Here is a 26,075-nt window from a genome sequence, read left to right on the forward strand (position 1 = left end):
GCCGTTCGTCCTATAACCGACTCGGCCCGCGTGTGTCCATTTCGGGCAACGCGGGCCAAGGTGCAGAATTTAGAGGAAAGAACCGAGATGGTTCGGTTCTCCCGAGGAGGCCGCTCATGACCGCTCGCACCCCTGATGCCGAGCCGCTGCTGACCCCGGCTGAGGTTGCCACGATGTTCCGCGTGGACCCGAAGACGGTCACTCGCTGGGCCAAGGCTGGCAAGCTCACGTCCATCCGCACCCTGGGTGGACACCGCCGTTACCGCGAGGCTGAGGTTCGCGCCCTGCTCGCGGGAATTCCGCAGCAGCGCAGCGAGGCCTGAGGTCGCGCAAACACCCCGCTTTAACGGGTCTATATCGGGTCCCCCAATCCGATGAAACCCACATAGCTTCATACGGCCGGACCTGCCCCAACAGGACCTCAGTCGTCGATCGCGCTGGACTCCGCCGGGTCCAGCGCGATCTTTTTTATGCCCAGGTCAAGGCGGTGTCGAGTGGACGCGGCGGAGCCTTCGGGTAGGTGCCATTGCACATATTAAATTGAGCGGGTGTATGGGTGCGATAAAAGCACATGTCCCAAAAACCCGTGCGGTGACTCCCGTCACAGATGATCACTCTTGTATTACCGGCCGTGTTCCCCGTAAGGAGGCGCGCCTCCTGCGGCGCATCATGCGAACGGGGGAATCTCGACCTCAGGGCGGTGCAGGGCGGACCGGTGCGACGGCGGGGCGGTGCGACGGGCGGCAGCCGGCCGCTGCGTGCGCCCCGGCGGGGCCGCCACGAGCCGCTGTGGCCGCCGGGCGGGGCGCGGGAGGTCGCGGAGCGGGGGCGGACGTGTCCGGGGCCGTGCGGGCCGCGCAGGACCTCGGGACCGCCGGGGGTGCCGAAGGTGCCGAGAACGCCGAAGGCGCCGAGGCCGGCCGGAAGTTTTGCCGCCAACGCGTCAGGGCCCGCATCCCCTGGGGGATACGGGCCCTGACGTTTCTGCGAACCTGACGGGACTTGAACCCGCGACCTCCACCTTGACAGGGTGGCGAGCTAACCAACTGCTCCACAGGTCCTCGATTTGCGGCCGCTGGGCGGCTGCGAATCAGACTGTACCGCAGCTCAGGGGGTGCAGTCGAACCGGATCACGGGGCCGCCGCATCCACGGCCTTCACGATCCGCTTGTCGGAGACCGGATACGCCGTCCCGAGCGCGTGCGCGAAGTAGCTGACCCGCAGTTCCTCGATCATCCAGCGGATGTCGGTGACCGCCGTGGGCACCGGCCGCCCCTTCGGCAACTGCTCCAGCAGCCAGGCGTACTCGTCCTGCATCTCGTGGACCTTCTCCATGCGCGTGGTGTCGCGCTGGACGCCCGTGGGCATCTGCTGGAGCCGCCGGTCCACCGCCACCAGGTAGCGCATGAGGTCCGGCAGCCGGCGCAGCCCGGTGAGCGTCACGAAGCCGGCCGGCATGAGGGCCGCCAGCTGCGTCTTGACGTCCTGCAGGTTCGCCACCAGCGCGAGGCTGCCGGTGGCCTTCAGCCGGCGCTCACAGGCCTGCCAGGCGGCCAGTACCTGCTGCACCTGGCCGACCGTACGCACCGTCGTGTCCACGAGGTCGGCGCGGACGGCCTCGTAGAGCTTGCGGAAGCCCGCCTCGTCCCACGCGGGGCCACCGTGGTCCGCGATCAGCTTGTCGGTCGCCGCGGTGGCGCAGTCGTCGAACAGCGCCTGGATGGAGCCGTGCGGGTTCCTGGAGAGGGCGAGCTTCTGCTGGTTGGTCAGGTGGTCCGAGGCGAACTTCGCCGGATTCACGGGGATGTTCAGCAGGATGAGCCTGCGCGTCCCCAGCCACATCGCCTGCTGCTGCTCGGCCTCGGTGTCGAAGAGCCGTACCGACACGCTCGTGCCCTCGTCCACCAGCGCCGGGTACGCCTTCACCGGCTGGCCCGCCCGACGGGTCTCGAAGACCTTGGTCAGCGTGCCGATCGTCCAGCCGGTGAGCCCGGTGCGCTCCACCGACTCCCCGCCCGCCCGCTCGGCCGTGGCCGCGGCGGCCTTGGACAGGGCCTGGCGGGCCTTGGGCTTCAGACGCAGCCGCAGTGCCTCCAGGTCCTTGTCCTCGGCGAGGTTCCTGCGACGCTCGTCGACGATCCGGAAGGTGATCTTCAGATGGTCCGGGATCCGGGTGAGGTCGAAGTCCTCGGCGGACACCGGGACCCCGACCATCCGCTGGAGCTCGCGCGCCAGCGTCACGGGCAGCGGCTCCTGCAGGGGAACCGCCGTGTCCAGGAAGCGGGTCGCGAAGTTCGGCGCGGGCACGTAGTGCCGGCGGATCGGCTTCGGCAGCGAGCGGATCAGCTCGGTGACGACCTCCTCGCGCAGACCCGGGATCTGCCAGTCGAAGCCCTCGTCGGTGACCTGGTTGAGCACCTGGAGCGGGATGTGCACGGTCACGCCGTCGGCGTCCGCGCCCGGCTCGAACTGGTAGGTCACCCGGAACTTCAGCTGCCCCTGCCGCCAGGAGTCCGGATAGTCGGCCTTGGTGACCCCGGCGGCCTTCTCGGTGAGGAGCATCTCCCGCTCGAAGTCGAGCAGTTCCGGCTCGTCCCGCTTCTTGTGCTTCCACCACGAGTCGAAGTGCGCCCCCGACACCACGTGCTCGGGGATCCTCTGGTCGTAGAAGTCGAAGAGGGTCTCGTCGTCCACGACGATGTCGCGGCGCCGCGCCCGGTTCTCCAGCTCCTCCACCTCGGTGAGGAGCTTGCGGTTGTCGGCGTAGAACTTGTGGTGGGTCCGCCAGTCGCCCTCGACCAGCGCGTTGCGGATGAACAGCTCGCGCGAGACCTCGGCGTCGATCCGGCCGTAGTTGATCTTCCGCTGGGCCACGATCGGCACGCCGTACAGCGTGACCTTCTCGTACGCCATCACGGCCGCCTGGTCCTTCTCCCAGTGCGGCTCGCTGTACGTGCGCTTGATCAGGTGCTGCGCGAGGGGCTCCACCCACTCGGGCTCCACCTTGGCGTTGACCCTCGCCCACAGCCGCGAGGTCTCCACCAGCTCGGCGGACATCACGAACTTCGGCTGCTTCTTGAAGAGCGACGAGCCCGGGAAGATGGCGAACTTGGCGCTGCGGGCGCCGAGGTACTCGTTCTTCTCGGTGTCCTTCAGGCCGATGTGCGAGAGCAGACCCGCCAGCAGGGAGATGTGGACGTGCTGCTCGGGGGCGTCGGCCTCGTTCACGTGGATGCCCATGGTCTTGGCGACCGTACGCAGCTGCGAGTAGATGTCCTGCCACTCCCGGATCCGCAGGAAGTTCAGGTACTCCTGCTTGCACATCCGGCGGAAGGAGGACGAGCCGCGCTCCTTCTGCTGCTCGCGCACGTAGCGCCACATGTTCAGGAACGACAGGAAGTCGCTGGTCTCGTCCTTGAACCGGGCGTGGTTCTGGTCGGCCTGCGTCTGCTTGTCCGAGGGGCGCTCGCGCGGGTCCTGGATGGACAGGGCCGCCGCGATGACCATGACCTCGCGCACGCAGTTGTTCTTGTCGGCCTCGACGACCATGCGGGCCAGGCGCGGGTCCACCGGGAGCTGGGAGAGCTGGCGGCCCATCGGCGTGAGCCGCTTCTTCGGATCCTTCTCGGAGGGATCCAGCGCGCCGAGCTCCTGGAGCAGCTGCACGCCGTCGCGGATGTTGCGGTGGTCCGGCGGGTCGATGAAGGGGAACTTCTCGATCTCGCCGAGGCCGGCCGCGGTCATCTGGAGGATGACGGAGGCCAGGTTGGTGCGCAGGATCTCGGCGTCCGTGAACTCGGGACGGGCGTCGAAGTCGTCCTCGGAGTAGAGCCGGATGCAGATGCCGTCACTGGTGCGGCCGCAGCGGCCCTTGCGCTGGTTGGCGCTGGCCTGCGAGATCCGTTCGATGGGCAGGCGCTGCACCTTGGTGCGATGGCTGTAGCGGGAGATCCGGGCGGTGCCCGGGTCGATCACGTACTTGATGCCCGGGACGGTGAGGGAGGTCTCGGCGACGTTGGTCGCGAGGACGATCCTCCTGCCGGTGTGCTGCTGGAAGACGCGGTGCTGCTCGGCGTGCGAGAGGCGCGCGTAGAGCGGCAGCACCTCCGTGAAGCGCAGACTCCGCTTGTTGAGGGCGTCCGCCGTGTCACGGATCTCGCGCTCGCCGGACAGGAAGACCAGGATGTCGCCCGGCCCCTCGGACTGGAGCTCGTCCACGGCCTCGCAGATCGCGGTGATCTGGTCGCGGTCGCTGTCGTCCCCCTCTTCTTCGAGCAGGGGCCGGTAGCGGACCTCGACCGGGTACGTCCGCCCGCTGACCTCGACGATCGGCGCGTCCCCGAAGTGCCGGGAGAACCGCTGCGGGTCGATGGTCGCGGAGGTGATGATCACCTTGAGGTCGGGGCGCTTGGGCAGCAGCGTGGCGAGGTAGCCGAGCAGGAAGTCGATGTTCAGCGACCGCTCGTGGGCCTCGTCGATGATGATCGTGTCGTACGCGCGCAGCTCGCGGTCCGTCTGGATCTCGGCGAGCAGGATGCCGTCGGTCATCAGCTTCACGAAGGTCGCGTCCTGGTCCACCTGGTCGGTGAACCGGACCTTCCAGCCGACCGTCCGGCCGATCTCGGACTTCAGCTCCTCGGCGATGCGCTCCGCGACCGTGCGGGCGGCGATCCGGCGGGGCTGGGTGTGCCCGATCATGCCCCGGACGCCGCGGCCCAGCTCCATGCAGATCTTGGGGATCTGCGTGGTCTTGCCGGAGCCGGTCTCGCCCGCGACGATCACGACCTGGTGGTCGCGTATCGCCTCGGCGATCTCGTCCTTCTTCTGGCTGACGGGCAGGTTCTCGGGATACGTGACCTCCGGCATCCGCGAGGCACGGCCGGCCAGTCGCGCGGCGGCCTTCTCGGCCTCCGCGGCGATCTCGTCGAGCACGGCCTGCTTGGCCTCGGGCTTGCGGATGCGGCGGGCGCCCTCGAGGCGGCGGCCGAGGCGGTGCGCGTCGCGGAGGGAGATCTCACCGAGAAGCGTCTGCAGGGCGGCGAAGGAAGTAGACATACCTGGTCGAGGATCTCACCCGGGGCCGCCGGGTGGCGAACGCATTTGTGAGGAGGACCCGTACCATTTCGGGACGACTGCGCCAGTTTCCACGCCGTACGCGAATGAGAGGCCGCCCACCATGTCCCGCCCCCGCCGCCTCCGGTGCCGATGGGACCGCGCCGCTCTGGCAGTCGTGGCCTGCCTGGCCGCGGTGATCTGCGCGGTGCTCCCGGCCGTGGCGGGCTCCGCCACGGCCGGCCCGGCCGCCGGGTGGACGGTCGCGGCGCAGCCGTCGGCGAACGTGGCCCGGGGCCTGATCGCGGCCACGGCCGGGCCGGGCCCGGTGACGGCCCCGGACGCCGCGCGGCGCCACGTCACCGCGGCCGCCGACGACCGCGGGCCCTCGTGCGCCCCCGGAGCCCCGGACCACGGCGGCCTCCCCGCCGTACCGCCGCGCACCGGGTCCGACCACGCCCAGCTCCCGCCTGCGCGGCTGTGCCCCGAGGCGGCCCGGCCGTACGCGGCGGCGCCCGTACGGATCCTCGTCCGCGGACCCGACGGGCCGGCCCCCGGACCGGTGGAGCTCTCCGTGATGCGGATCTAGGGGGACCGGTCGTGCCGGTCCCCTGTCATCCGTACCTCTGGAGTACCCCTGTGTCTTCTTCCGCCCGCAAGCCCCTCCTTCTCTCCGCCGCGATCGCGGTCGCGGCGATCACCCTCGGCCTCGTCTCCTGGCAGGCCACCGCCCCCGCCGAGGAGCCCACCGGCGGTCCCGCGGCCTCCGCCGCGCCCCGTACCGACCCCGCCGCCGGGCTGAAGGCGCTGGCCCGCCGCGAGGCCGGCGACAAACTCGCCGTCGGCAGGCCGGACGCGCCCGTCGTGCTGATCGAGTACTCCGACTTCAAGTGCGGCTACTGCGGCAAGTTCGCCCGGGACACCGAGCCCGAGCTGATCGAGCGGTACGTGCACGACGGCATCCTGCGCATCGAGTGGCGCAACTTCCCGATCTTCGGCGCCGACTCCGAGGCCGCCGCCAAGGCCGCCTGGGCGGCCGGGCAGCAGGACCGGTTCCGGCAGTTCCACGAAGCCGCGTACGCCGACGGGGCCAAGGAGAAGGGCTTCGGCGAGGACCGCCTCCTGGAGCTGGCCCGGCAGGCAGGCGTCCCCGATCTGGAGCGCTTCAAGCGGGACATGGCCGGGGAGCAGGCCGCCGCCGCCCTGGCGAAGGACCGGGAGGAGGGCTACGCCATCGGCGTCACCTCCACCCCGTCCTTCCTGGTCAACGGGCAGCCGATCGCGGGCGCCCAGCCGATCGGCGCCTTCACCGCGGCCATCACCCGGGCCAGGACGGCGGCGGGCGAGTGACCGGCATCGGATACCTGGCCGCCCTTCTCGGCGGCCTCCTCGCGCTGCTCAGCCCGTGCAGCGCCCTGCTGCTGCCCGCCTTCTTCGCGTACTCGATCGACTCGGCGTCCCGGCTGCTGGCGCGGACCGGAATCTTCTACGCGGGCCTCGCGAGCACCCTCGTACCGCTGGGGGCGGCCGGCTCGTACGCGGGGCGGTTCTTCCACGGCAACCGTGACGCGCTGGTCCTCGCCGGCGGCTGGCTCATCATCGCGCTGGGACTCGCCCAGATCCTCGGCCTCGGCTTCGCCTCGAAGCGCGCCTCGGAGCTGTCGGGCAGGATCCGGCCGACGACCGCCCTGTCGGTGTACGCCCTCGGCGCGGTCTACGGCCTGGCCGGCTTCTGCGCCGGCCCGATCCTGGGCAGCGTCCTGACGGTCGCGGCGGTCAGCGGCAGCCCGGTCTACGGCGGCCTGCTGCTCGCCGTCTACGCGCTGGGGATGGCCGTACCGCTGTTCGTGCTGGCCCTGCTGTGGGAGCGCTTCGAGCTGGGCAGGCGGCGCTGGCTGCGCGGCAGGGCCTTGCGGGCGGGCCGCTTCGAGCTGCACACCACCTCGCTGCTGTCCGGGCTGTTCTTCATCGCGCTGGGCGCGATGTTCCTGGCCTTCGACGGGGCGAGCGCGCTGCCGGGGCTGCTGGACGTGGACGACTCGTTCGCGGTGGAGCAGCGGGTCCGGACCCTGGCTGCCGCGGTCCCGGACGCGGCGCTGCTCGGACTGGTCGCGGCGGGGGCGGCGGCCGTCGGGCTGGTGCAGTGGCGCCGCAAGGTTCGGGCGGTCACCGAAGGGGAGTAACCACAGAAGGCCCCGTCCGATGGACGGGGCCTTCTTGATGGTGGCTGGGGCCGGGGTCGAACCGGCGACCTATCGCTTTTCAGGCGATCGCTCGTACCAACTGAGCTACCCAGCCACGAAACCGTTTCCGGCTTCAGCGATCCTGACGGGACTTGAACCCGCGACCTCCACCTTGACAGGGTGGCGAGCTAACCAACTGCTCCACAGGACCTTGCAGTGTGCGAGACCAAGTCTTGCACACGGTAATGCGTACCCCCAACGGGATTCGAACCCGTGCTACCGCCTTGAAAGGGCGGCGTCCTGGGCCACTAGACGATGAGGGCTAAAGGCCCGCCGGGCACTTTCCAGCGCGTCGGGGACGTGAGAAGCATATGGGATCCGGGGAGCTATCGCCAAAACGGTTTCCCCCCGGCAAGCGGGAGGCGCCGCTGCCGGAGGGAGAATGGCCCGGTGCTGGAGATGACGCGCGAGGAGTTCGAAGAGCTCGTCGCAGAGGCCTTGGACCGGATCCCGCCGGAGCTGACGCGGCTGATGGACAACGTGGCGGTGTTCGTCGAGGACGAGCCGCCCGCCGACGACCCCGAGCTGCTCGGTCTGTACGAGGGGACCCCGCTGACGGACCGCGGCGAGTGGTACGCCGGGGTGCTGCCGGACCGGATCACGATCTACCGGAACCCCACCTTGCGGATGTGCGAGGACCGGGAGAGCGTGGTCGCGGAGACGGAGGTCACCGTGGTGCACGAGATCGCCCACCACTTCGGGATCGACGACGACCGGCTGCACGCCCTGGGCTACGGGTGACCCGGCCGGTCCCCGGCGGGGAGGCGATCGACCCGGACGTCGACCTGCACGTTCCCGCGCAAGCCGCCGAGCCCCGGGGCCGGGTGCTCGCGGCGGTGGCGGCGGGCGGGGCGCTCGGGTCGTCGGCGCGCTACGGGGTGTCCCTGCTGTGGCCGGCCGGGCCCGCGGCGTTCCCGTGGGCGACCCTGTGGATCAACACGGCCGGCTGCGCGCTGATCGGCGTACTGATGGTGCTGATCAGTGAGGGCGGCCGGTCGGCGCCGCATCCGCTGGTGCGGCCCTTCGTCGGGGTCGGGATCCTCGGCGGCTTCACCACCTTCTCGACCTACGCGGTGGACTTCTCGCGGCTCCTGGACGAGGGGGAGGCGGGCACCGCTCTGGCCTATGCCGGGCTGACGGTGGCCGCGGCGCTCGGCGCGGTGTGGGCGGCCGCCTCGGTGACCCGGTGGGCGTGGCGGTGGCGGGGGCGCCGGTGAACTGGCTGCTCGTGGTCGCGGGCGCGGTCCTGGGCGCGCCCCTGCGGTACCTGACGGACCGTGCGGTGCAGGCGCGGCACGACTCGGTGTTCCCCTGGGGGACCTTCGTGGCCAACGCGGCCGCCTGCCTGGTGCTGGGGGTGCTGACCGGTGCGCTGCTGGCCGGGGCCGCCTCCTCGCGGCTGCACCTGCTGCTGGGGACGGGCCTGTGCGGGGCGCTGAGCACCTACTCGACGTTCTCGTACGAGACGCTGCGGCTGGCCGAGCGCGGCTGGCGGTTCCTCGCGGCGGCGAACGTGGTCGCTTCGGTGCTGGTCGGGCTGGGCTCCGTACACCTCGGGTCGCAGGTGGCGCAGCAGCTGTTCGGCTGAGGGCGTGTCCCTTACGGGGCAATGGGAGTTGGGCACATTGACCCGCTCATGCGGACCCGCTCACCCTCAGGCTCCGGAGGTGCCCCGTGCGCCAGTTGTCCGCTTCCCTCCGACTGGCCGTCACCGCGCTCGCGGTCGCGGCGACGGCCGGCTGCATGAGCGTCGGCGACGACGCCGCGAAGCCCGGTGCCTCCTCCCCGGCGGACCGCAAGGGCGCCGACGCGCGGGGCGGGTCCACGACCGGGAAGGGCTCGGGGATCCACGGCAACGGGCACGGCACGAAGGACGCTGCGGGGAGCCAGGACGGCAGGCCCAAGGAGGACGGCAAGGCGTCCGGCGCGACCGGGGCCTCGCCGAGCCCGGGGGCGACGGGCGCGAAGCCGGGAGTGCCCACGCCGTCGGCGGGACCGGGCGGCGGGGCGGGCGGGCAGGGTCCGCAGCAGCCCCCCGGGGGCGGGGCGGGCGGCTCGGGCGGGTCGGGCGGTTCCGGGGGCGCCGGCGGATCGGCCGGGGCCGGCGGCTCGGGCGGTTCGGGCGGTTCGGGCGGCGGTCAGCCGCCGGCCAGTCCGGTCCCGGACCCGCCGGCCACGACACCTCCTGTGACGGAACCCACTCCGCTGCCGACGAATCCGCAGCCCGACCCGAGCACCCAGCCGGGGCCGCAGTCTTAGGGTCGGTGCCCGCCCCGCCCGGCCCCGCCCGGCCGCGCCTGGCCGTCGGCCCGGCTCGTTCTTGCAGGTCAGGGGCATCGTGGCAGGAGGGATTTGCCAGACCCGGGGGAGGGTGCGTATGGTTATAGATCGTTTGATCCCATTGCCCGGCGCCGAATCCGAAGAGCGCCGTGTGGCGCGTACTCTCCCTAGCCGTGGCTGACCGCATTGAGGCGGTCGATTTGCGATTCACGGAGTTTGGGCGCGTGCCGAGACTCCGGAAGGTTTCGCATTTCGCATGTCCATTTCCAGTTCTGACCGTGCCGTCATGCCCGAGAACGACTCCAACGAGATCGTCGACGCCGTAGAGACCCTCGTGGTCGACGAGGCGATCGAGGCTCTTGAGGCTGATGTGACGGCCGACGAGTCCCACGAGTCCGACGAGTTCAACGACTCCGTCGAGGACTCCACCGACGACTTCGACGGCGACGACGACGCCGAGCCCACGATCACCTTCGGCGACCTCGGTCTGCCGGACGGCATCGTGCGCAAGCTCGCGCAGAACGGCGTCACCGCCCCCTTCCCGATCCAGGCCGCGACCATCCCGGACGCCCTGGCCGGCAAGGACATCCTCGGCCGTGGCCGCACCGGCTCCGGCAAGACCCTCTCCTTCGGTCTGCCGACCCTGGCCTCGCTGGCCGGCGGCCACACCGAGAAGAAGAAGCCCCGCGCCATCATCCTCACGCCGACGCGTGAGCTCGCGATGCAGGTCGCGGACGCCCTCCAGCCCTACGGTGACGTCCTCGGCCTGAAGATGAAGGTCGTCTGCGGCGGCACCTCCATGAGCAACCAGATCTACGCCCTGGAGCGCGGTGTCGACGTCCTCGTCGCCACCCCGGGCCGTCTGCGCGACATCATCAACCGCGGCGCCTGCTCCCTGGAGAACGTCCAGGTCGCGGTCCTCGACGAGGCCGACCAGATGGCCGACCTGGGCTTCCTGCCCGAGGTCACCGAGCTGCTCGACCAGATCCCCGGCGGCGGCCAGCGCATGCTCTTCTCCGCCACCATGGAGAACGAGATCGGCACCCTGGTCAAGCGCTACCTGTCCAACCCCGTCACGCACGAGGTCGACAGCGCCCAGGGCAACGTCACGACCATGACGCACCACGTCCTCGTCGTGAAGCCGAAGGACAAGGCGCCGGTCACGGCCGCCATCGCCGCCCGCAAGGGCCGCACCATCATCTTCGTCCGCACCCAGCTGGGCGCCGACCGCATCGCCGAGCAGCTCGTCGAGGCCGGTGTGAAGGCCGACGCGCTGCACGGCGGCATGACGCAGGGCGCCCGTACCCGCGTCCTCGCGGACTTCAAGGACGGTTACGTCAACGCGCTCGTCGCCACCGACGTCGCCGCCCGCGGCATCCACGTCGACGGCATCGACCTGGTCCTGAACGTGGACCCGGCCGGCGACCACAAGGACTACCTGCACCGCTCGGGCCGTACCGCCCGTGCCGGCAAGTCCGGTGTCGTCGTCTCCCTGGCCCTGCCGCACCAGCGCCGCCAGATCTTCCGCCTGATGGAGGACGCGGGCGTCGACGCCTCGCGTCACATCGTCCAGGGCGCCGGCGCCTTCGAGCCGGAGGTCGCCGAGATCACCGGTGCGCGTTCGCTGACCGAGGTCCAGGCCGACTCCGCGAACAACGCCGCCAAGCAGGCCGAGCGCGAGGTCGCCGAGCTCACCAAGCAGCTGGAGCGCCTGTCGCGCCGTGCCGTGGAGCTCCGCGAGGAGGCCGACCGTCTGGTCGCCCGTTCCGCGCGTGAGCGCGGCGAGGACCCGGAGGCCGCTGTCGCCGAGGTGGCGGAGGCCGCCGAGGCCGAGGTCGCGGCCGCTGCCGCCGCCGCTGCCGCCGAGCTGGCCGCGCAGGAGCGCCGCGAGGAGCAGCGCGCCCAGCGCGACGACCGCGGCAACTTCGAGCGCCGTGACAACCGCGGTGGCGACCGTGGTGGCGACCGCGGCAACTTCCGCCGTGACGACCGCCGTGACGACCGCGGTGGCGACCGTGGCGGCTTCCGCCGTGACGACCGCGGTGGTGACCGTGGCGGCTTCCGTCGCGACGACCGTCCGTCGGGTGGCTTCCGTTCGGGTGGCGACCGTCCGTCCGGTGGTGGCTTCCGTCGTGACGACCGTCCGTCGGGTGGCTTCAACCGTGACGACCGCGGTGGCGACCGTGGCGGTGACCGTGGCGGCTTCCGTCGCGACGACCGTCCGTCGGGTGGCTTCCGTTCGGGTGGCGACCGTCCGTCCGGTGGTGGCTTCCGCCGTGACGACCGTCCCTCGGGTGGCTTCAACCGTGACGACCGCGGTGGCGACCGTGGCGGTGACCGTGGCGGCTTCCGCCGTGACGACCGTCCGTCGGGTGGCTTCAACCGCGACGACCGCCCCTCCGGCGGCTTCCGCTCCGGTGGCGGCGACCGCCCGTTCAACCGCGACCGTCGTGACGACCGTCCGTCCGGTGGCTTCCGCTCCGGCGGCGCCGGCGACCGCCCGTACGGCCGTCGTGACGACCACCGCCCGTCCGGCTCCGGTTCCACCGGCTCCTTCGGCGGCCGCCGCGACGACAAGCCGCGCTGGAAGCGCAACGGCTGATCCCGGCTGAGCTGAACCCCTGACAGGGCCCCCACGACACGGTCGTGGGGGCCCTGTCGCTCTTCCAAGGGGGCGGGGACGCTCCATGAGGCCGATCCGTGTGCCGGGCGCCGCGGCGCCCACACCGGCCACGGCCACCGGCGCGCCGACCGCCGCGCCGGCGATGCCTGCCGCGAAGTGCCGCTCGCGGACTGCCCGTCGGGGCCGTCCGGCCCGTGGACGAGCCTCGGCGACCATCGGCTGCGCTACCGCACCCCGGCCACGACGGCGGGGCCGCTCGCCCTCCACGACCGGGCCACGGGCCGCAGCGAGACCCTCACCGTCCCGGCGGCTCACGACCGCCTGTCCGCCCGCTCTCGAAGGCTTTCCGTCCCGGGCGGCAGGGCCCGGGCGCTGCGGCCGACAGGCCGGTCTCCGATACCCGATCGGCTGACGGGCGCTGTCCGGCTATGCTCTGGGGTGAGCACCTGGAGGGCCATTAGCTCAATTGGCAGAGCAGCGGACTTTTAATCCGTTGGTTGTCGGTTCGAGTCCGACATGGCCTACCGCTCACAGGTCGGGGCGATGCCTCTGACCTGGCGCTGAGCGCCCCACCTGGTTTCGGCCGGTGGGGCGCTCCGTCGTTTCCGGATCCTCGTGCGGTGCGCACTCTGGGCAGGAGGCGTTATCTGACCTTTAATCAGGATCAGGCGGGCCCCGGGGAGGGGGCTTCGGCGGAGGAGGTGCCGTGGAAGAGCTGGAACCGGGGGATCCAAGGCAGTTGGGCCGCTACCGCATCGTCGCGCGTCTCGGCTCGGGCGGTATGGGCCGCGTCTACCTGGCGCGCTCGGTGAGCGGACGGGCGTTGGCGGTCAAGGTCGTACGGGCGGAACTCGCCGAGGACGCGGAGTTCCGGCGGCGGTTCGCACGAGAGGTCGAGGCCGCGCGGCGGGTGACGGGATTCTTCACCGCCGCGGTCGTCGACGCCGACCCGGAGGGGACGCCGGCCTGGCTCGCCACGGCCTACGTCGAGGGGATGTCGCTCCAGGAGGCCGTACAGGCCCACGGCGCGTGGCCGCAGCGGTCGGTGCTCGCCCTGGGGACGGGACTGGGCGAGGCGTTGGAGGCCATCCACCGGGCCGGGCTGGTGCACAGGGACCTGAAGCCGTCGAACATCCTGCTGGCCGCCGACGGTCCGAGAGTGATCGACTTCGGCATCTCCGTCGGATCCGATCTGAGCGCGGTCACCCAGACGGCCGCGGCGATCGGCACGCCCGGCTTCATGTCGCCGGAGCAGGTCAGGGGCGAGCCGGTCGGGCCGGCCGCGGACGTCTTCGCGCTGGGCGGCGTACTCGCGTACGCGGCCACCGGGTCCGGCCCGTTCGGGACCGGATCGGCCCACTCGGTGAACTTCCGCGCGGTCTACGAGGAGCCCGATCTCACGGGGCTGCCGCCCGGCCTGGAGGTGATCGGCCGGTGTCTGGTCAAGGAACCCGGGCTGAGGCCGGCGGTGTCCGAGGTGGTGTCGGAACTCGCCCAGGCGCTCGGGACGGGTGACAGCGAAGTGACCCCGACCGTGACCGCGACCGCCATCCTGACCGAGAGGCAATGGCTTCCCGAGGCCGTGGCCGTCGCCCTGCCCACTGCCGTGACCGAGCAGCAGCTCCGGCCTGCGGCTCTGACCGGGCAACAGCCGCTACCCACTGCTGTGACCGAGCAGCAGCCCCGGCCTGCGGCTGTGGCCGGGCAACAGCCCCTGCCCATGGGCGGGGACGAGCCCGGCGCCGCCGCCACCGTGCCGTCGGCCGGTACGCGGGACGCCTCGGCGCCGAGCCCGACCGAGGTCTGGCTCACCCCGGGGGCCACGGCCTTCCTCGACCAGCTCCAGGCCACCCGGGACGCCGGCGGATCGGTGCAGGACTTCCTGCTGACCGGTGGAGCGGTCCTGCCGGTCGCCGATTTCCCGGCGTTGGTGTCCCACCTGCGCTCCCAGGGCCTGGACGAGGATGCCCGCACGCTCCTCGTCGGAGGCGCGCAGCGGCGGAGCGCGGCCGACGTCGCGATGCTGGTCCACACCCTGAGAGGGGCGGGGGCCATGGCCCACGTATCCGCCGCGAGTGACTCGGCGGCGGTGATCCGGTTCTGTGCGCAGCGCATGACCAGCGACCTGATCGGGATCCTCGGCGACCTGGACGGGCTGGGGATGGGGCCTTTGAAGGGTGAGGTGATCCGGGCCGCGGCGCGCCACCGTTTCCCCGGGAGGCTGGATCTGCTGGTCACCGAACTGAGGGAGGTCGGGCGCCGCCGCGACGCCGACGAGGTGCAGCGGCAGCGCCGGCAGCCGAAGGGCGGTTAGCCGAAGGGCCGGTAAGAGAATCACGCGCAGCAGGAGCACGCGCAGCAGGAGCACGCGCAGCAGAAGCGCCGGGAACAGAAGCGCCGGGAACAGAAGCGCCCCACCCGAAGTCATCGGGTGGGGCGCTTCGTCGTACGGGGTGCCGGTCAGGCCGAGAGGCCGCGGCGGCGGCGGGCGCCGAGCCAGGCGACGGCCGCGCCGAGGGTGACCAGGGCGGCCGCGAGGCCGGCGTACAGGCCCGTGCCCGAGCCCGCGCCGGTGTGGGCGAGGGAGCCGGTGGCCGAACCCGTGGTGGTCGTGTCGGTGTTGCCCGCGGCGACGACGGCGGCCGAGGAGGTGGCCGCGGCCGGCTGCACCGTGGTGGTGGGCGGGGTCTTGCCGGTCGTGGTGGAGGGGGTCGGGGTCGGGGTGGGCTCCGTCTCCACGATCGGGGCGAGCGGGAACTTCACGGAGGCGGAGTTGAAGGGCCAGGTGTTGCCCTTGGCCAGCGAGACCTCGACGGACATCGTGATGGTGGTCTTCTTCTTGAGCTTCGTGTCCTTGCCGAGGCTGACCCGCAGCGGCAGGGTGCGGCTGCCGGACGCGGCGCCGAAGCCCTTGGGGATCCGGGGCAGCGTGTACCGGCTGTCCTTGGCCTTCAGGTCCTGCCAGCGGCCGTCGATCACGGCCTGCAGCCGGAAGTCGGCCTTCTCCTCGCCGGGGTGCGTCAGGCTCAGGGTGCTCGCGAGGGCGGAGTCGAAGGAGCCGTCGCCGGTGGCCTCGTAGGTCAGGTCCAGGTACGCGCGCTGCTCCTGGCCGTCCATGCCGGAGCTGATCTGCTTGAACGAGGTCTTCAGGGCGCCCGTCTTGATCTGCGGGTCGACCTTGAACACGTGGGAGTCCTTGGCGGAGGGGTCCACCGAGTTGTTGTAGCTGTCGGCCGTGAAGGTGAAGTCGCCGTCGTTGGTCGGGTAGTTCGCGCCCAGACCGAGGGTGACCTTCCAGGTCATCTTGCCGTTCGCGGGGATGTCGAAGCCGTGCGCGCCGTTCGGCCCGGAGCCCGCCGGGTAGAACAGGCCCTGCCGCTCGCCGTCCTGCTGGCCGAACGAGGACGTGGTCGCCGGGGCGTCCACCGCGTCGACCTTGAAGACGACGGCGTCGTGCTGCAGCGGGCTCGGGCCGGTCGGGTGCAGGAGCATCCACGGCTTGTACGTGACGGGCTTGCCGGTCGGGTTCTTCACCGTGAGGTCGAAGGTCTCGGTGGCGCCGCCGCGGGTCAGCGGACCGCTGGGGACGGGAGTGCCCATTTCCGTACGCAGCAGGGCGTGGTCGCCGACGGTCGGCGCGGCGGACGCGGCGGTGGCCGAGAGCGGCAGCAGAGTGGTGACAACGCCGGCGACGACTGCGACGGCGGCAGCGGTGCGAACGGACATGGTGGACTCCCCCCGGGAATCACAGGGGCATCGGCAGAGCGCCGAGCCGTTGGTGTGGTTGGTGTCGCCCGGCCGGTCCGTGTTCCCCCTGGCCCTGGCGACAGGTGAATGTTCGCCCGGATCCGATCGCGGAACCATCCCCGGAGCGTCACCGGCGCGCAACAGAGATGATCTTCGATTGAACTCCCCCCGTGCCGGCCTGATCCCGGCCCGGCCGCGGCCCGGTCCAGCCCTGCGGAAGCCGGGTTTCGAGGCTCTGACCTGCGGCGATGAGGGTCCTGAGGGGGCGGCGGCCGTTAATTGGCGGAGCCCTCCCCCCGGATGGCGTAGAGTTGTGTTTACCGACGCGGGGTGGAGCAGCTCGGTAGCTCGCTGGGCTCATAACCCAGAGGTCGTAGGTTCAAATCCTGCCCCCGCTACTCAGTACGAAGGCCCGGTTCCCTTGGGAACCGGGCCTTCGTCGTGCTCCGTCCGCCGCCACCGTCACCCCCGTCGCCGGGTAACGGTGCGTAGTCGAAAGGGCGCGCTCCGCAAGCAAGTTGATGGTTCGTCACTTCCCCTGCGTGGCTGAAGGGGTGGCGGAGTTCCCTGATTTTTGCCCTGATTGCTCCGGTTTTGGAGCGATAAGGTATGGCCAAGAGTCGTCGGTGAGTGGCCGATTGGTACGAACGATCAATCGCAACAGCTTGGAATCACTCCCCCACGTCTATTACCTTTCGATAACGCAGCGCGGTCGTCCCAGCCGTCGCAAGAGACGGCGCCGTGCGCGTGCGTGTCAATGAGGAGTGTGCCCCGGTGGCCTCCAACTTGCCTGCCCCTGAAGGCACCGAGATCCAGGAGCCGCCCACCGCGGGTGCCTGGGGCGAGTGGAATCCCACCGAGGATTCGGTCCGTCCGGTCCGCGGCAAGCACCGGGTGGCCAAGCCGCGCGGGGGACTCGCGCGCAGCTCCACCGTGCTGGGCGTCGGTGTCATCGCGGCGGTCGGCGCGGGCGGCATCGCCACCGCTCAGGACCGCCCCCAAGTCGCCATATCCCTGCCATCGTTGCCCGACCTGATGCCCGGCGGCTCCGGCGAGGGGATCACCGGGGACGCCGTCCGGGACGCGGAGGACGGTTCCGGGCAGGCGGCCGGGGCGGACGCGCGGACCGGGATCATTCCGCAGCAGTCCGACCGGCACACGGATGCCGGGGAGGTGCTGCGCAACCGCATCCTCCAGCAGGCCGACTCCCAGCACGCCGCCGCGGCGGCGCAGGCCCAGGCGGAGGCCGAGCGGGTCGCCCGCGAGACCGCCGCCCAGGAGGCCAAGGCCAAGGTGGAGGCCGCGCGCAAGGCGGCCGAGGAAGCGGCGGCGCAGGCCGAGGCGAAGGCCGCGCAGGAGGCCGAGGAGGCCCGGAAGGCCGCCGAGGCCAAGGCCGAGCAGGAGCGCGTCGCCAAACTGGCCGGGAGCTACTCCCTGCCCACCTCCGCCTACACCCTCACCTCGCACTACGGCGACCCCGGCTCCATGTGGTCCTCGGGTTACCACACAGGCCTCGACTTCGCCGCTCCCACCGGCACCCCGGCCAAGGCCGTGGCCGCCGGGAAGATCACCTCGGCCGGCTGGTCCGGTGCGTACGGTTACCGGATCGTGCTGCAGCTGGAGGACGGTACGGAGGTCTGGTACTGCCACCTCTCCTCGATGTCGGTGACCTCCGGCACGGTCGCGCCCGGCGAGACCATCGGCCGGGTCGGCGCCACCGGCAACGTCACCGGACCCCATCTCCACCTGGAAGTCCGCAAGGGCGGTTCGACGATCGACCCGCTGGCGTGGCTGACGTCCAAGGGTCTGGACGTCTAGGCGAAGGAACCGGCCGGGGAGCCGGTACGCCGGCCAGGGCGTCGGCGGGCACCTCGACGGGCACCTCGGCGGGCGCGACGCCCGGTGCGGCGCCGCGGCCCGGCCTGCAGTCCGGCCTGCAGTTCGGCCTGCGGTCCAGGGGGTCGAACCAGGGCGGAAGCAGCTCCTCCATGACGGCGGCCCGGGCCAGCGCGGGGCCCGCCGTCGCCCGGCGCTGCCAGAGGCTGCGCAGCAGCTCCCGCTCCCGGCCGGCGAAGTCCGGCTCGCGCACCGGGCCGCCCCGGCGCGCCCGGTTCCGCAGCAGCGCCAGGGCCACCGCGTCCGCCTCGTACAGGGCGACCGCCCGCCCGGCGGCCCGGCCCCCGCTGCGCCGGGCCAGGCTGCGGGCCAGTGACCGGGCCGGCATCGAAGCCAGGGCCGGGACCTCGGCCGGGCCGAGCCAGCCGGCGGCCGCGTACACCGCGAGCTCCCCGGCGACGGCCCGCAGTCGGCGTCGCCTTATCCGGACCGCCAGCCACAGCAGCACCCCGAACGCCGGGACCATCACGCAGCCGTAGACCGTGTAGAAACCGGACTCCCCGAACTGGGAGGCGCTGTTCCACAGGGCGTGCATGGTCATGGCGAGCGCCAGGCCGAGCAGCGGCAAACCGATCCTGCGCACCCGGCGGGCACTGACCGCGGCCGCGCCGAACCCGAGCCCGGTGAGCACGGTGAACAGCGGATGCGCGAACGGCGACATCACTATCCGTACGAAGAAGGTCGCCGCCGTCACCGAGTCCAGGACGCCGGTGCCTTCCGCCACGTCCTCACCGAAGGCGTTGCCCAGGTAGAGGATGTTCTCGGTGAAGGCGAAGCCGGTGGCGGTGAAGCCGGCCACCACGAAACCGTCGGCGGGGCCGGTGAAGTGCCTTCTGCGGAAGACGAAGACGAGGAGCAGAGCCGCCGCCTTGGCGATCTCCTCCACCACCGGGGCGATCGCCACCGAGCCGAGGGTGTCGGCGTCGGCGGCATCCGCCGTGGCCGCGGCTATCCACTGGGTGGCGAAGCTGTTGGCCAGTATGGCGATCAGCGCTGCCGTGCAGGCGCCCCAGCCGAAGCAGAACAGCAGCTGGAGCCAGGGCGCGGGCGCGGCCCGGCCGAGCCACCGGAAGGCCGCCATGAGGGGCGCCACCGGCAGCAGGGCCAGGCCGAGGCCTACGAAGAAGCCCGGGGTGCCGGTCTGTTGCCGTACGAGTTCGAGGATCGCGATCCCCGTACCGGCGAGCAGGACGACGAGCACGCACATGCGGACCGTGCCCGACGGGCGTGCGAGCCGGGCGAGCTGAGGGCGGAGCGCTCGGAACACATGATGACCCTACCGAGCCGGTCCGACACGTGGAGTGACGTTGTCAGTTCTCGATGCGACGGAAGAGCAAGTCGTGTACGACGTGGCCCTTGTCGAGGCCCTGGCCCTCGAAGCGGGTGAGCGGGCGGAAGTCGGGCCGCGGGGAGTAGCCGCCGTCCGCCTGCGTGTTCTCGAAGTCCGGGTGCGCGGTGAGGACTTCGAGCATCTGCTCGGCGTACGGCTCCCAGTCGGTCGCGCAGTGCAGCACGGCCCCGGGGGCCATGCGGGTCGCGGCCAGGGTGAGGAACTCGGGCTGGATCAGCCGGCGCTTGTGGTGGCGGGCCTTGGGCCACGGGTCCGGGAAGTACACGCGGATCCCGGCCAGCGAGTCGGGCGGCAGCATCTCGCGCAGCAGGATGATCGCGTCACCGTTGGCGACGCGGACGTTGGTCATGCCGCCGCGCTCCGCGAGGGCGAGCAGGTTGCCCTGGCCGGGGGTGTGCACGTCGGCGGCGAGGATGCCGGTGGCGGGGTCGGCGGCGGCCATCTGGGCGGTGGCCTCGCCCATGCCGAAGCCGATCTCCAGGACGACGGGGAGGCCGTCGAAGAGGGCCTCCAGGTCGATGACCTCGTGGCCGTCGATGTCCAGGCCCCAGGTGCCCCACAGGCGCTTCAGGGCTTCGCCCTGGCCGGTGGTGACCCGGCTGCGCCGGGGCTGGAAGCTCCGGATGCGCCGCTCGTGGTGCGAGCCGGCCGGGTCCGGCGAGGGCCCGTCGGGGAACCGGGGCTCGGTCCGCCACTTGGGGGGCACGTACGAGGTCGCCTCCGGAGCGGCGTCCGGGAGGCTGGGCGGCTGGGGGTTTCGGGACTCAGACACAATGCGCTGATTCTACGACGGGGGCCGGGGCGTTGGCCCGGCTGCACCGGGCCACCCCCGCCGCGCGGCGGCGACCGGTCAGGACGCGCGCAGGGTCCGCAGGGCGCGGGCGGCGATCTCGCGGCCGATCGGGAGCGAGGCGGTCGCGGCCGGCGACGGGGCGTTGAGGACGTGCACCGTCCGCGGGGCGTCCCGGATCAGGAAGTCGTCCACCAGGGTCCCGTCCCGCAGGACGGCCTGCGCGCGGACCCCGGCCGGGGCGGGGCGCAGGTCGGCGGGGGTGACGGCCGGCAGCAGGCGGCGTACCGCCCGGGTGAAGGCCTGCTTCGACAGCGAGCGGTGGATCTCGCCCGCCCCGTACCGCCAGTGCCGCGCGGCCATCCGCCAGGATCCCGGCCAGGACAGCTCGGAGCCGACGTCGCGCGGCCGGACCGTGGACCAGGCGTAGCCCTCGCGGGCCAGGGCGGGCACGGCGTTGGGGCCGACATGGACGCCGCCGCCGATGCCCCGGGTCAGGTGGACCCCGAGGAAGGGGAAGGCCGGATCGGGGACCGGGTAGACCAGCCCGCGGACCAGCTCGGGGCGGGCCAGGTCGTAGTACTCGCCGCGGAAGGGGATGATCCGCATCCCGGGGTCGTCCCCGGCCAGGCGGGCGATCCGGTCGCACTGGAGGCCGGCGCAGTTCACCAGGACGCGGCCCCGGACCACCAGGCCGGAGGTGGTGCGGACCGCCACGGCGGAGGGGCGGCGGGAGATCAGGTCCACCGCGCCGCCGTAGACGATCTCCGCTCCCGAGGACTCCGCGAGCCGGGCGGTCACCTCGCCGTAGTCCGCGATGCCGGTGCTCGCCACGTGGATCGCGGCCAGGCCCCGCACCTGCGGTTCGTACTCCGTGATCTGGGCCGGGCCGAGCTCGCGCACCGGAATGCCGTTCTCCCGGCCCCGCTGGACCAGGGCGTGCAGCCGCGGCAGCTCCTCTCGCCCGGTGGCGACGATCAGCTTGCCCGTCACCTCGTGCGCGATCCCGTGTTCCGCGCAGAACTTGACCATCTCGGCGGCGCCGCGCACCGCGAAGCGCGCCTTGAGCGAACCGGGGCGGTAGTAGATCCCGCTGTGGATCACCCCGCTGTTGCGGCCCGTCTGGTGCCGGGCCGGACCGGTCTCCTTCTCCAGGACCACCACCCGGGTTCCCGGAGCCAGGCGCGACAGGGCATGCGCCGTCGACAGGCCGACGATTCCGCCGCCGATCACCAGCACATCGCAGTCCACGCCACCGCCCACGCCACCGCCCACGCCGACACCTCCCACCCCTGCATACTGCACCCCGCCACCGACAACGCGGTCGGACGGGTCCTACACCGGCGCCACCAGCAGCGGCCGGGCCCGCTCGCGCAGCTCCGCGACGCGCGGCTCGTCCCCGTACGGTTCCAGGCGGTGCAGCAGGTCCCGTACGTATTCGGTCGTCCGCGCCGAGGAGATCCGGCCCGCCACCTCGACCGCCCGGGTGCCCGCCGCGCAGGCCGCGTCGAGGTTGCCCGACTCCAGCTCGGCGACCGCGCTCACCACCAGGCGCAGTCCGTGCGACCGGACGTACTCCTCGGTTGGCCGGGACAGGGCCTGCTCGGTGAAGCGCCGGACCTGCCGGGGGAGTTTGAGGTCCCGGTAGCATTCCGCCGCATCCGCCGCGAAGCGGTCGTACGAGTAGAAACCCAGCCAGGTCGGGTCCGGATCGCCGTCCCGGGCGCGTTCGAGCCAGCCCTCCGCCGCCCGCAGCGCGGCGTTCGCGGCCGCCGAGTCGCCCGCCTTCGCGTGCGCCCGCGCCTCGACGAGGCGGAAGAAGCTCATGGTGCGGGCGGTGGCCAGGCCCCGGTTGCGCTCGACGGCCGCCTGCGCGAGGTCCACGCCCTCGTCCGGGAAGTCCCGGTAGGTCGCCTGCAGGGACATCGAGGCCAGTACGTAACCGCCGAGGGGTACGTCCGCGGCGGCGCGGGAGAGGCGCAGCGCCTGGATGTAGTAGCGCTGGGCCGCCTCCTGCTGGCCGGTGTCGAAGGCCATCCACCCGGCGAGCCGGGTCAGTTCGGCGGTCGCGCCGAACAGCGCGCGGCCCACCTCGTCGGTGTAGGAGCCGAGCAGCAGGGGCGTCGCGTCGACCCGCAGGCACTCGGGCACCATCGACGAACGCCAGTCGCCCCCGCCGTACTTGGAGTCCCAGCGGCGGGCGTCCTCGGCGGCCTCCCGCAGCTTCGTCACGTCGCTGTGGCCCACGCGCTGGCCGTGGTCCCGCTGCGTTTCGGGGCCGGGCTGGGCGGGCACAACGGTGGACGGCGGGGCGGGCAGGCTGCCCGCCGCCCCCGTCATGGGGCCTGTCGTCGGGCCGGTCGCGGGGCCGACCGCCGGTGTGTCGTGCTGCGGCGCGTCTTGAGCCGTGGGTGCCAGAGCCGTGGGCGCCTGAGCCGAGGGGGTCTGGAGCGATGTTCCGGGGACCTTCGGCTCGCGTGCCACCGAACCGTCGGCGGGAGATATCAGCCAGCGCGAGGCGGGCGTCGCGTACGCCGCCACCGAGAACGAACCGGCGAGCGACTGCCAGATCCCGCCACCGCCGCGCCGGCCGGCCAGGTCGAGCCGGTAGAGGTCGGTGGCCGACCGCACCGCCGCGCCCACGTCGCGCGGGAAGGCCAGGCCGACCTCGGGCGCGGGGTCCGCGTCCGCCAGCCCGATCTCGTGCAGGGGCACCGGCCGCCCCAGCTTCGCGCCGATGGCGGCCGCGATCAGATGCGGGGCGGCGCCCTGCGGCACCATCCCCTTCGACACCCACCGGGCCACCGACGTCTTGTCGTACCGAAGCGTCAGGCCGCGCTGCGCGCCGAGGTCGTTGACCCTCCGGGCCAGCCCGGCGTTGCTGATGCCCGCGAGGGCGAGGACGGCGCCGAGCTTCTCATTGGGCTCGCGGAGCTCCCTGGACATGCGCCACCCCTCGTCACACGCGGAACGCATACGCCGCCGGGGCATAGGCGCCCGGCATTTCGTAAACCCAGCGTAGTTCCCCGCCTCCCAAGCGTTAAGGCCTCGACTTCCGTATGGCGGGATTGTTGTCCGTTTGCACAGCCCGGTCCGGACCGGAATCGGGGCGCACGTGTCATCGCGTGCTCCGTCCGTGTGGCCGTGCGCCCGTCCGTGCGCTCTGGCCCGGCAGGAGGCCCGGCGATTCGATGTGCGGTGCGTGGGTCGGCCCGCCGCGCGGACCGGGCGGGCCGGGGGATGCCGCTGCCTCAATCCCCGCGGGCGGCGGAACGGTCCGGGGGGTGGCAACCGCCTCCCGTACCGCGCCCGCGCGCCGGGGGCCGGGGGCCTCCAGCGGCTCTCAGTGCGGCCGAAGAATGGCCGAAAGTGATCTATCGGGCGAGTGGAACGGAACGCCAAATACCGCGTGGCGGGGGCGTGTTCGTTCGCATGCGCGCCCCCTTTGCCCCTCCCGCACGCCTGTCCCGTGGCAGCATGGACCCGAGCCACCCGGGGTCCCGCCGGCCGCGCCCTCAGCGCCGACCGTGCTGCCCGTGCCCCGGTCATGTGCCCACAGGCTGGGGAGGCGGCGGTGCGCTGGTTGGTGGGTTGGAGCAGTATCGCCGCGAGCTTCGGCACGGCCGGCCGCGTCTCCGGCCGGGGCGGTAACAGCCAGGGCGTCAACGGCCGGGGCGATTATGGCCAGGGCGGCTACGGCGAGAACGGCGCGCCCCTGCACGGCGGCATCGCGGACGCCGCCCACCCGGGCGACCCGGGCGTGGACGCCGAGCGCACCGTCCACCCCGTGGGCGCCCAACTGCTCTGGGGCGACCCCGACCCCCTCTGGGCCGTCGGCGACTGGCGCCCCGACGAGATCCGCACCCTCACCGCCGACCCGGCCGACCCCTTCACCCGGCTCGCGGTCCTCGGCTGCTGCGGCGCGACCGACGCCGAACTGCGCCGCGCGCTCTACGCCGCCCGTGGCGGGGCCCTGCGCCACCTCACCCAGTGGCCCGGCAGCTACACCGCCGTCGTCCAGACCGGCCGCCGGATCACCGTCGTCGGCGACCTCGCGGGCGCACGGCCCGTTTTCTACACCCCCTGGGCGAGCGGCACGGCGTACGCCACCGCCGCCCTCCCGCTCGCCGACCTCATCGAGGCCCAGCTCGACATCGGCCATCTCGCCGCCCTGCTGGCCTGCCCCGACAGCCCGGAGGCACTGGGCGACGGCACACCGTACGCCGGTGTCCGCCGCATCCCGCCCGGGCACGCCCTCATCCTGCGCGAGGGCTCCCGCGAGATCACCGGCTACGAGGCGGTCGCCTCGCTCGCCGTGGCCGCGCCCGAGTCCGATCCCGACCGGGCGGTGGAGGGCGTACGGGAAGCTTTGGTGGATGCCGTGCGCGCCCGGCTCACGGCCCCCCGCCATGCCCCCGACACGCTGCCGCCGTACGATCCCGGCCCCGTGCCCGGCATGGGCCCCGCAGACCGGCGTGCGGCGCGCGGCGCCCCGGCGCCGGGCGTGGGCGCCGACCTCTCCGGCGGCAGCGCCTCCGCGACCCTGGCCCTGCTCGCGGCCGGCCTGCCCGGAGCCCCGGGCAGCCTGGCCAGCCCCAGCGGGGCCCGGCTGCTGGCGGTCACCTTCAACGACCTGGCCACCCCGCAGGGCCGCGAGCCGGAACTGGAGCGGGCCCGGGCCATCGCGGCCGACCCGCGCCTGCACCACGTCGTGGTGGCCGCCGCCGAGGAAGCCCTCCCGTACGCCGAACTCGACGGCCCGCTCACGGACGAACCCGGTCCCTCCCTGGTCTTCGCCGGCCGCGAGCGGCGCCGGCTGGCCGCCGGCTCGGCCGACCACTTCACCGGCCACGGCGCCCGCCAGGTCCTCGACGCGCATCCGGCCCGCATGGCCGACCTCCTGATGGACCGCCGCCGACGCCACCTGCTGCGCCCGGTGGCGGCCCTGGCCCGGTCGGCCTCCGCCTCCGGAGCTTCCGGGGAGTCCCTGCTGGTACCGCTGACCGTGTACGCCGCGGCCCGCCGACTCGCCCGTACGTCGTACCGCGCGGGTATGGAAGCCGCCGCGGCCAGGCTCCGCGAGGGCGGGGCCACCGAGTGCGTCTCCGGTCCGGTGGACGCCTCCCTCGCGGCCCTGACCTGGTCCCGGCCGGGCCCGGCGGCGGGCTGGCTGACGGGCGAGGCACTGGCGGAAGTATCGATCCGGCTCACGGCCGCCGCAGGCCGCCCTCCGCTGTCGCTGCGGCCGGGGGAGGCCCGCGCCCGCGCGCTGCTCGCCCGCCACGCCGCGGACCACCGGGTCTTCGAACAGGCCGTGGAGGTCCGCAGCCAGCGCCTGCACGCCCCGTTCCTGGACAACCAGGTCGTACGGGCCGCCCGCGCCCTCCCCGAATCCCTGCGCGTCCAGCCCGGGGCCCGGGCCGCGATCCTGCGCAGCGTCCTGTCCTCGGCCGGCGTACGGGAACTACCGCCGGGCTGGGGCGTCACGGCCCATACCCCGAACGAGACGGCCACCCGGCTGGGACTGCGGGCCGCCCTGACCGAGCTGCTGTCACTGTTCGCCTCGCCCCTGCTGGCGGACGCCGGGCTGATCGACGCCCGCGTCGTCCAACAGGCCCTGCTCGACGCCGCGGACGGCCGCCCGGTCCCGCTGGACGGACTGGCGGAACTCGTCTCCATGGAGCTGTGGCTGCACCGCCTGCTGGCCCGCCGCGGCACCTGCTGGACCGGGACCTCCACGCCCCGCCGCCGCGCGGTCCCGGCTCCTCCCCTCGACGCGCCGCTCGCGCGGCTCGGCCCCGGAGGCTCTCCCCGCCCGCTGCGCAGCGGCTCGTGACACCGTGCGCCGCCGCGCCACCGCGCAGGCCCCCGCCCGGCGGATGACGCCCGGGCCGTAGGGGGTCGTGGGCCGTCCCCGTGCGGTCCGGTTCGGTGGGGCCTCGGCGGGGCCGCCTGGGCCCGGGAGCGGGACGGTCCGAGCCGGGACCGGACGGTCTGCCGGCCGCAGGTCGGGCGCGGCCTGCCACCGGCGGCCGCGGGCCGTGCGCACCGCTCGGGAGCCCGACGGGACGGTCCGGTCCGCGGCCGGTCCCCG

The 26,075-nt window shown here is 72.8% G+C and carries 18 protein-coding genes and 6 tRNA genes; 14 read left to right on the top strand and 10 right to left on the bottom strand.

Annotated features, from left to right (window positions below; all coding sequences use genetic code 11):
* The first annotated feature begins 116 nt into the window (after window positions 1-116).
* Entirely contained in the window at window positions 117-323 is a 207-nt protein-coding gene (bldC, locus tag ACFCZ1_RS10355; RefSeq protein WP_003949541.1) for a developmental transcriptional regulator BldC, read from the top strand.
* A gap of 664 nt (window positions 324-987) precedes the next feature.
* Here bldC and ACFCZ1_RS10360 read toward each other — a convergent pair.
* Both ACFCZ1_RS10360 and hrpA read right to left on the bottom strand, forming a co-directional pair.
* Window positions 988-1,061, bottom strand: a tRNA-Asp gene (locus ACFCZ1_RS10360).
* Between the two features lie 69 nt (window positions 1,062-1,130).
* The gene (gene hrpA, locus ACFCZ1_RS10365) at window positions 1,131-5,054 is read right to left on the bottom strand and encodes an ATP-dependent RNA helicase HrpA (protein WP_376677950.1); all 3,924 of its coding nucleotides are present in this window, start codon (window positions 5,052-5,054) and stop codon (window positions 1,131-1,133) included.
* 121 nt (window positions 5,055-5,175) lie between these two features.
* Between hrpA and ACFCZ1_RS10370 the strand changes: the two genes are divergently transcribed.
* The 3 genes from ACFCZ1_RS10370 to ACFCZ1_RS10380 are packed head-to-tail and all read left to right on the top strand — an operon-like array spanning window position 5,176 to window position 7,234.
* Window positions 5,176-5,640: a hypothetical protein gene (locus ACFCZ1_RS10370; protein ID WP_376677951.1), complete on the top strand. Its 465-nt coding sequence runs from the start codon at window positions 5,176-5,178 to the stop codon at window positions 5,638-5,640.
* A 50-nt stretch (window positions 5,641-5,690) separates the two neighbouring features.
* Entirely contained in the window at window positions 5,691-6,401 is a 711-nt protein-coding gene (locus ACFCZ1_RS10375; protein WP_376677952.1) for a DsbA family protein, read from the top strand.
* Window positions 6,398-7,234: a cytochrome c biogenesis CcdA family protein gene (locus ACFCZ1_RS10380; protein WP_376677953.1), complete on the top strand. Its 837-nt coding sequence runs from the start codon at window positions 6,398-6,400 to the stop codon at window positions 7,232-7,234. The genes ACFCZ1_RS10375 and ACFCZ1_RS10380 overlap by 4 nt, the downstream gene beginning before the upstream one ends.
* A 38-nt stretch (window positions 7,235-7,272) precedes the next feature.
* Here ACFCZ1_RS10380 and ACFCZ1_RS10385 read toward each other — a convergent pair.
* From ACFCZ1_RS10385 to ACFCZ1_RS10395, 3 genes are all read right to left on the bottom strand, one after another.
* Window positions 7,273-7,349: transfer RNA gene (locus ACFCZ1_RS10385), tRNA-Phe, on the bottom strand.
* 22 nt (window positions 7,350-7,371) lie between these two features.
* Window positions 7,372-7,445 (bottom strand) — tRNA-Asp (locus tag ACFCZ1_RS10390).
* A 39-nt stretch (window positions 7,446-7,484) separates the two neighbouring features.
* Window positions 7,485-7,557: transfer RNA gene (locus tag ACFCZ1_RS10395), tRNA-Glu, on the bottom strand.
* 127 nt (window positions 7,558-7,684) lie between these two features.
* Here ACFCZ1_RS10395 and ACFCZ1_RS10400 point away from each other — a divergent pair.
* The 7 genes from ACFCZ1_RS10400 to ACFCZ1_RS10430 all read left to right on the top strand — a co-directional run bounded on the left by ACFCZ1_RS10400 (window position 7,685) and on the right by ACFCZ1_RS10430 (window position 14,511).
* Window positions 7,685-8,035, top strand: a complete 351-nt coding sequence (locus ACFCZ1_RS10400) for a metallopeptidase family protein (protein WP_030726307.1) — start codon at window positions 7,685-7,687, stop codon at window positions 8,033-8,035.
* A complete protein-coding gene (locus tag ACFCZ1_RS10405; protein ID WP_376677954.1) occupies window positions 8,032-8,511 on the top strand; it encodes a CrcB family protein in 480 nt (159 codons plus the stop codon). Before ACFCZ1_RS10400 ends, ACFCZ1_RS10405 begins: the two co-directional genes overlap by 4 nt.
* A complete protein-coding gene (locus ACFCZ1_RS10410; RefSeq protein WP_376677955.1) occupies window positions 8,508-8,882 on the top strand; it encodes a fluoride efflux transporter FluC in 375 nt (124 codons plus the stop codon). Before ACFCZ1_RS10405 ends, ACFCZ1_RS10410 begins: the two co-directional genes overlap by 4 nt.
* Before the next feature lie 86 nt (window positions 8,883-8,968).
* Complete coding sequence (locus ACFCZ1_RS10415; protein ID WP_376677956.1) at window positions 8,969-9,553, top strand: hypothetical protein; 585 nt, start codon at window positions 8,969-8,971, stop codon at window positions 9,551-9,553.
* A gap of 307 nt (window positions 9,554-9,860) precedes the next feature.
* On the top strand, window positions 9,861-12,176 hold the full coding sequence (locus tag ACFCZ1_RS10420; RefSeq protein ID WP_376677957.1) for a DEAD/DEAH box helicase: 2,316 nt from the start codon (window positions 9,861-9,863) through the stop codon (window positions 12,174-12,176).
* A 472-nt stretch (window positions 12,177-12,648) separates the two neighbouring features.
* A tRNA-Lys gene (locus ACFCZ1_RS10425) sits at window positions 12,649-12,721 on the top strand.
* Between the two features lie 182 nt (window positions 12,722-12,903).
* Window positions 12,904-14,511, top strand: coding sequence for a protein kinase (locus ACFCZ1_RS10430; RefSeq protein WP_376677958.1), 1,608 nt, complete (start codon window positions 12,904-12,906; stop codon window positions 14,509-14,511).
* A gap of 146 nt (window positions 14,512-14,657) precedes the next feature.
* Here the strand turns inward: ACFCZ1_RS10430 and ACFCZ1_RS10435 are convergent, their stop codons facing one another.
* Window positions 14,658-15,923: a hypothetical protein gene (locus ACFCZ1_RS10435; protein WP_376677959.1), complete on the bottom strand. Its 1,266-nt coding sequence runs from the start codon at window positions 15,921-15,923 to the stop codon at window positions 14,658-14,660.
* A 345-nt stretch (window positions 15,924-16,268) separates the two neighbouring features.
* On the opposite strand from ACFCZ1_RS10435, the gene ACFCZ1_RS10440 reads away from it, so the two are divergent.
* Window positions 16,269-16,342: transfer RNA gene (locus tag ACFCZ1_RS10440), tRNA-Met, on the top strand.
* 376 nt (window positions 16,343-16,718) lie between these two features.
* Window positions 16,719-17,762: a M23 family metallopeptidase gene (locus ACFCZ1_RS10445; RefSeq protein ID WP_376677960.1), complete on the top strand. Its 1,044-nt coding sequence runs from the start codon at window positions 16,719-16,721 to the stop codon at window positions 17,760-17,762.
* Here ACFCZ1_RS10445 and ACFCZ1_RS10450 read toward each other — a convergent pair.
* The 4 genes from ACFCZ1_RS10450 to ACFCZ1_RS10465 form a co-directional block, all read right to left on the bottom strand.
* On the bottom strand, window positions 17,671-19,047 hold the full coding sequence (locus ACFCZ1_RS10450) for a PrsW family intramembrane metalloprotease (protein ID WP_376677984.1): 1,377 nt from the start codon (window positions 19,045-19,047) through the stop codon (window positions 17,671-17,673). The two genes, ACFCZ1_RS10445 and ACFCZ1_RS10450, sit on opposite strands and share 92 nt — an antisense overlap.
* Window positions 19,048-19,150: 103 nt before the next feature.
* A complete protein-coding gene (gene trmB, locus ACFCZ1_RS10455) occupies window positions 19,151-19,963 on the bottom strand; it encodes a tRNA (guanosine(46)-N7)-methyltransferase TrmB (RefSeq protein WP_376677961.1) in 813 nt (270 codons plus the stop codon).
* A gap of 78 nt (window positions 19,964-20,041) precedes the next feature.
* A complete protein-coding gene (gene lhgO / locus ACFCZ1_RS10460) occupies window positions 20,042-21,286 on the bottom strand; it encodes an L-2-hydroxyglutarate oxidase (RefSeq protein ID WP_376677962.1) in 1,245 nt (414 codons plus the stop codon).
* Window positions 21,287-21,316: 30 nt separating this feature from the next.
* Complete coding sequence (locus ACFCZ1_RS10465) at window positions 21,317-22,927, bottom strand: sporulation protein (protein ID WP_376677963.1); 1,611 nt, start codon at window positions 22,925-22,927, stop codon at window positions 21,317-21,319.
* A 628-nt stretch (window positions 22,928-23,555) separates the two neighbouring features.
* Here ACFCZ1_RS10465 and ACFCZ1_RS10470 point away from each other — a divergent pair.
* Window positions 23,556-25,817 carry an asparagine synthase-related protein gene (locus ACFCZ1_RS10470; protein ID WP_376677964.1) on the top strand — a complete coding sequence of 754 codons (2,262 nt, stop codon included), beginning with the start codon at window positions 23,556-23,558 and terminating at the stop codon, window positions 25,815-25,817.
* The last annotated feature ends 258 nt before the right edge of the window (window positions 25,818-26,075 follow it).

Origin of the sequence: Streptomyces sp. NPDC056224 (assembly GCF_042267665.1) — a bacterium.
In the GTDB taxonomy this organism is placed as follows: Bacteria; Actinomycetota; Actinomycetes; order Streptomycetales; family Streptomycetaceae; genus Streptomyces.

Coding starts and splice junctions, on each gene's coding strand:
- hrpA (WP_376677950.1), bottom strand. CDS start 5,054: ATGTCTACTTCCTTCGCCGCCCTGCAGACGCTTCTCGGTGAGATCTCC.
- ACFCZ1_RS10435 (WP_376677959.1), bottom strand. CDS start 15,923: ATGTCCGTTCGCACCGCTGCCGCCGTCGCAGTCGTCGCCGGCGTTGTC.
- ACFCZ1_RS10465 (WP_376677963.1), bottom strand. CDS start 22,927: ATGTCCAGGGAGCTCCGCGAGCCCAATGAGAAGCTCGGCGCCGTCCTC.
- ACFCZ1_RS10370 (WP_376677951.1), top strand. CDS start 5,176: ATGTCCCGCCCCCGCCGCCTCCGGTGCCGATGGGACCGCGCCGCTCTG.
- bldC (WP_003949541.1), top strand. CDS start 117: ATGACCGCTCGCACCCCTGATGCCGAGCCGCTGCTGACCCCGGCTGAG.
- ACFCZ1_RS10450 (WP_376677984.1), bottom strand. CDS start 19,047: ATGTGCGTGCTCGTCGTCCTGCTCGCCGGTACGGGGATCGCGATCCTC.
- ACFCZ1_RS10420 (WP_376677957.1), top strand. CDS start 9,861: ATGCCCGAGAACGACTCCAACGAGATCGTCGACGCCGTAGAGACCCTC.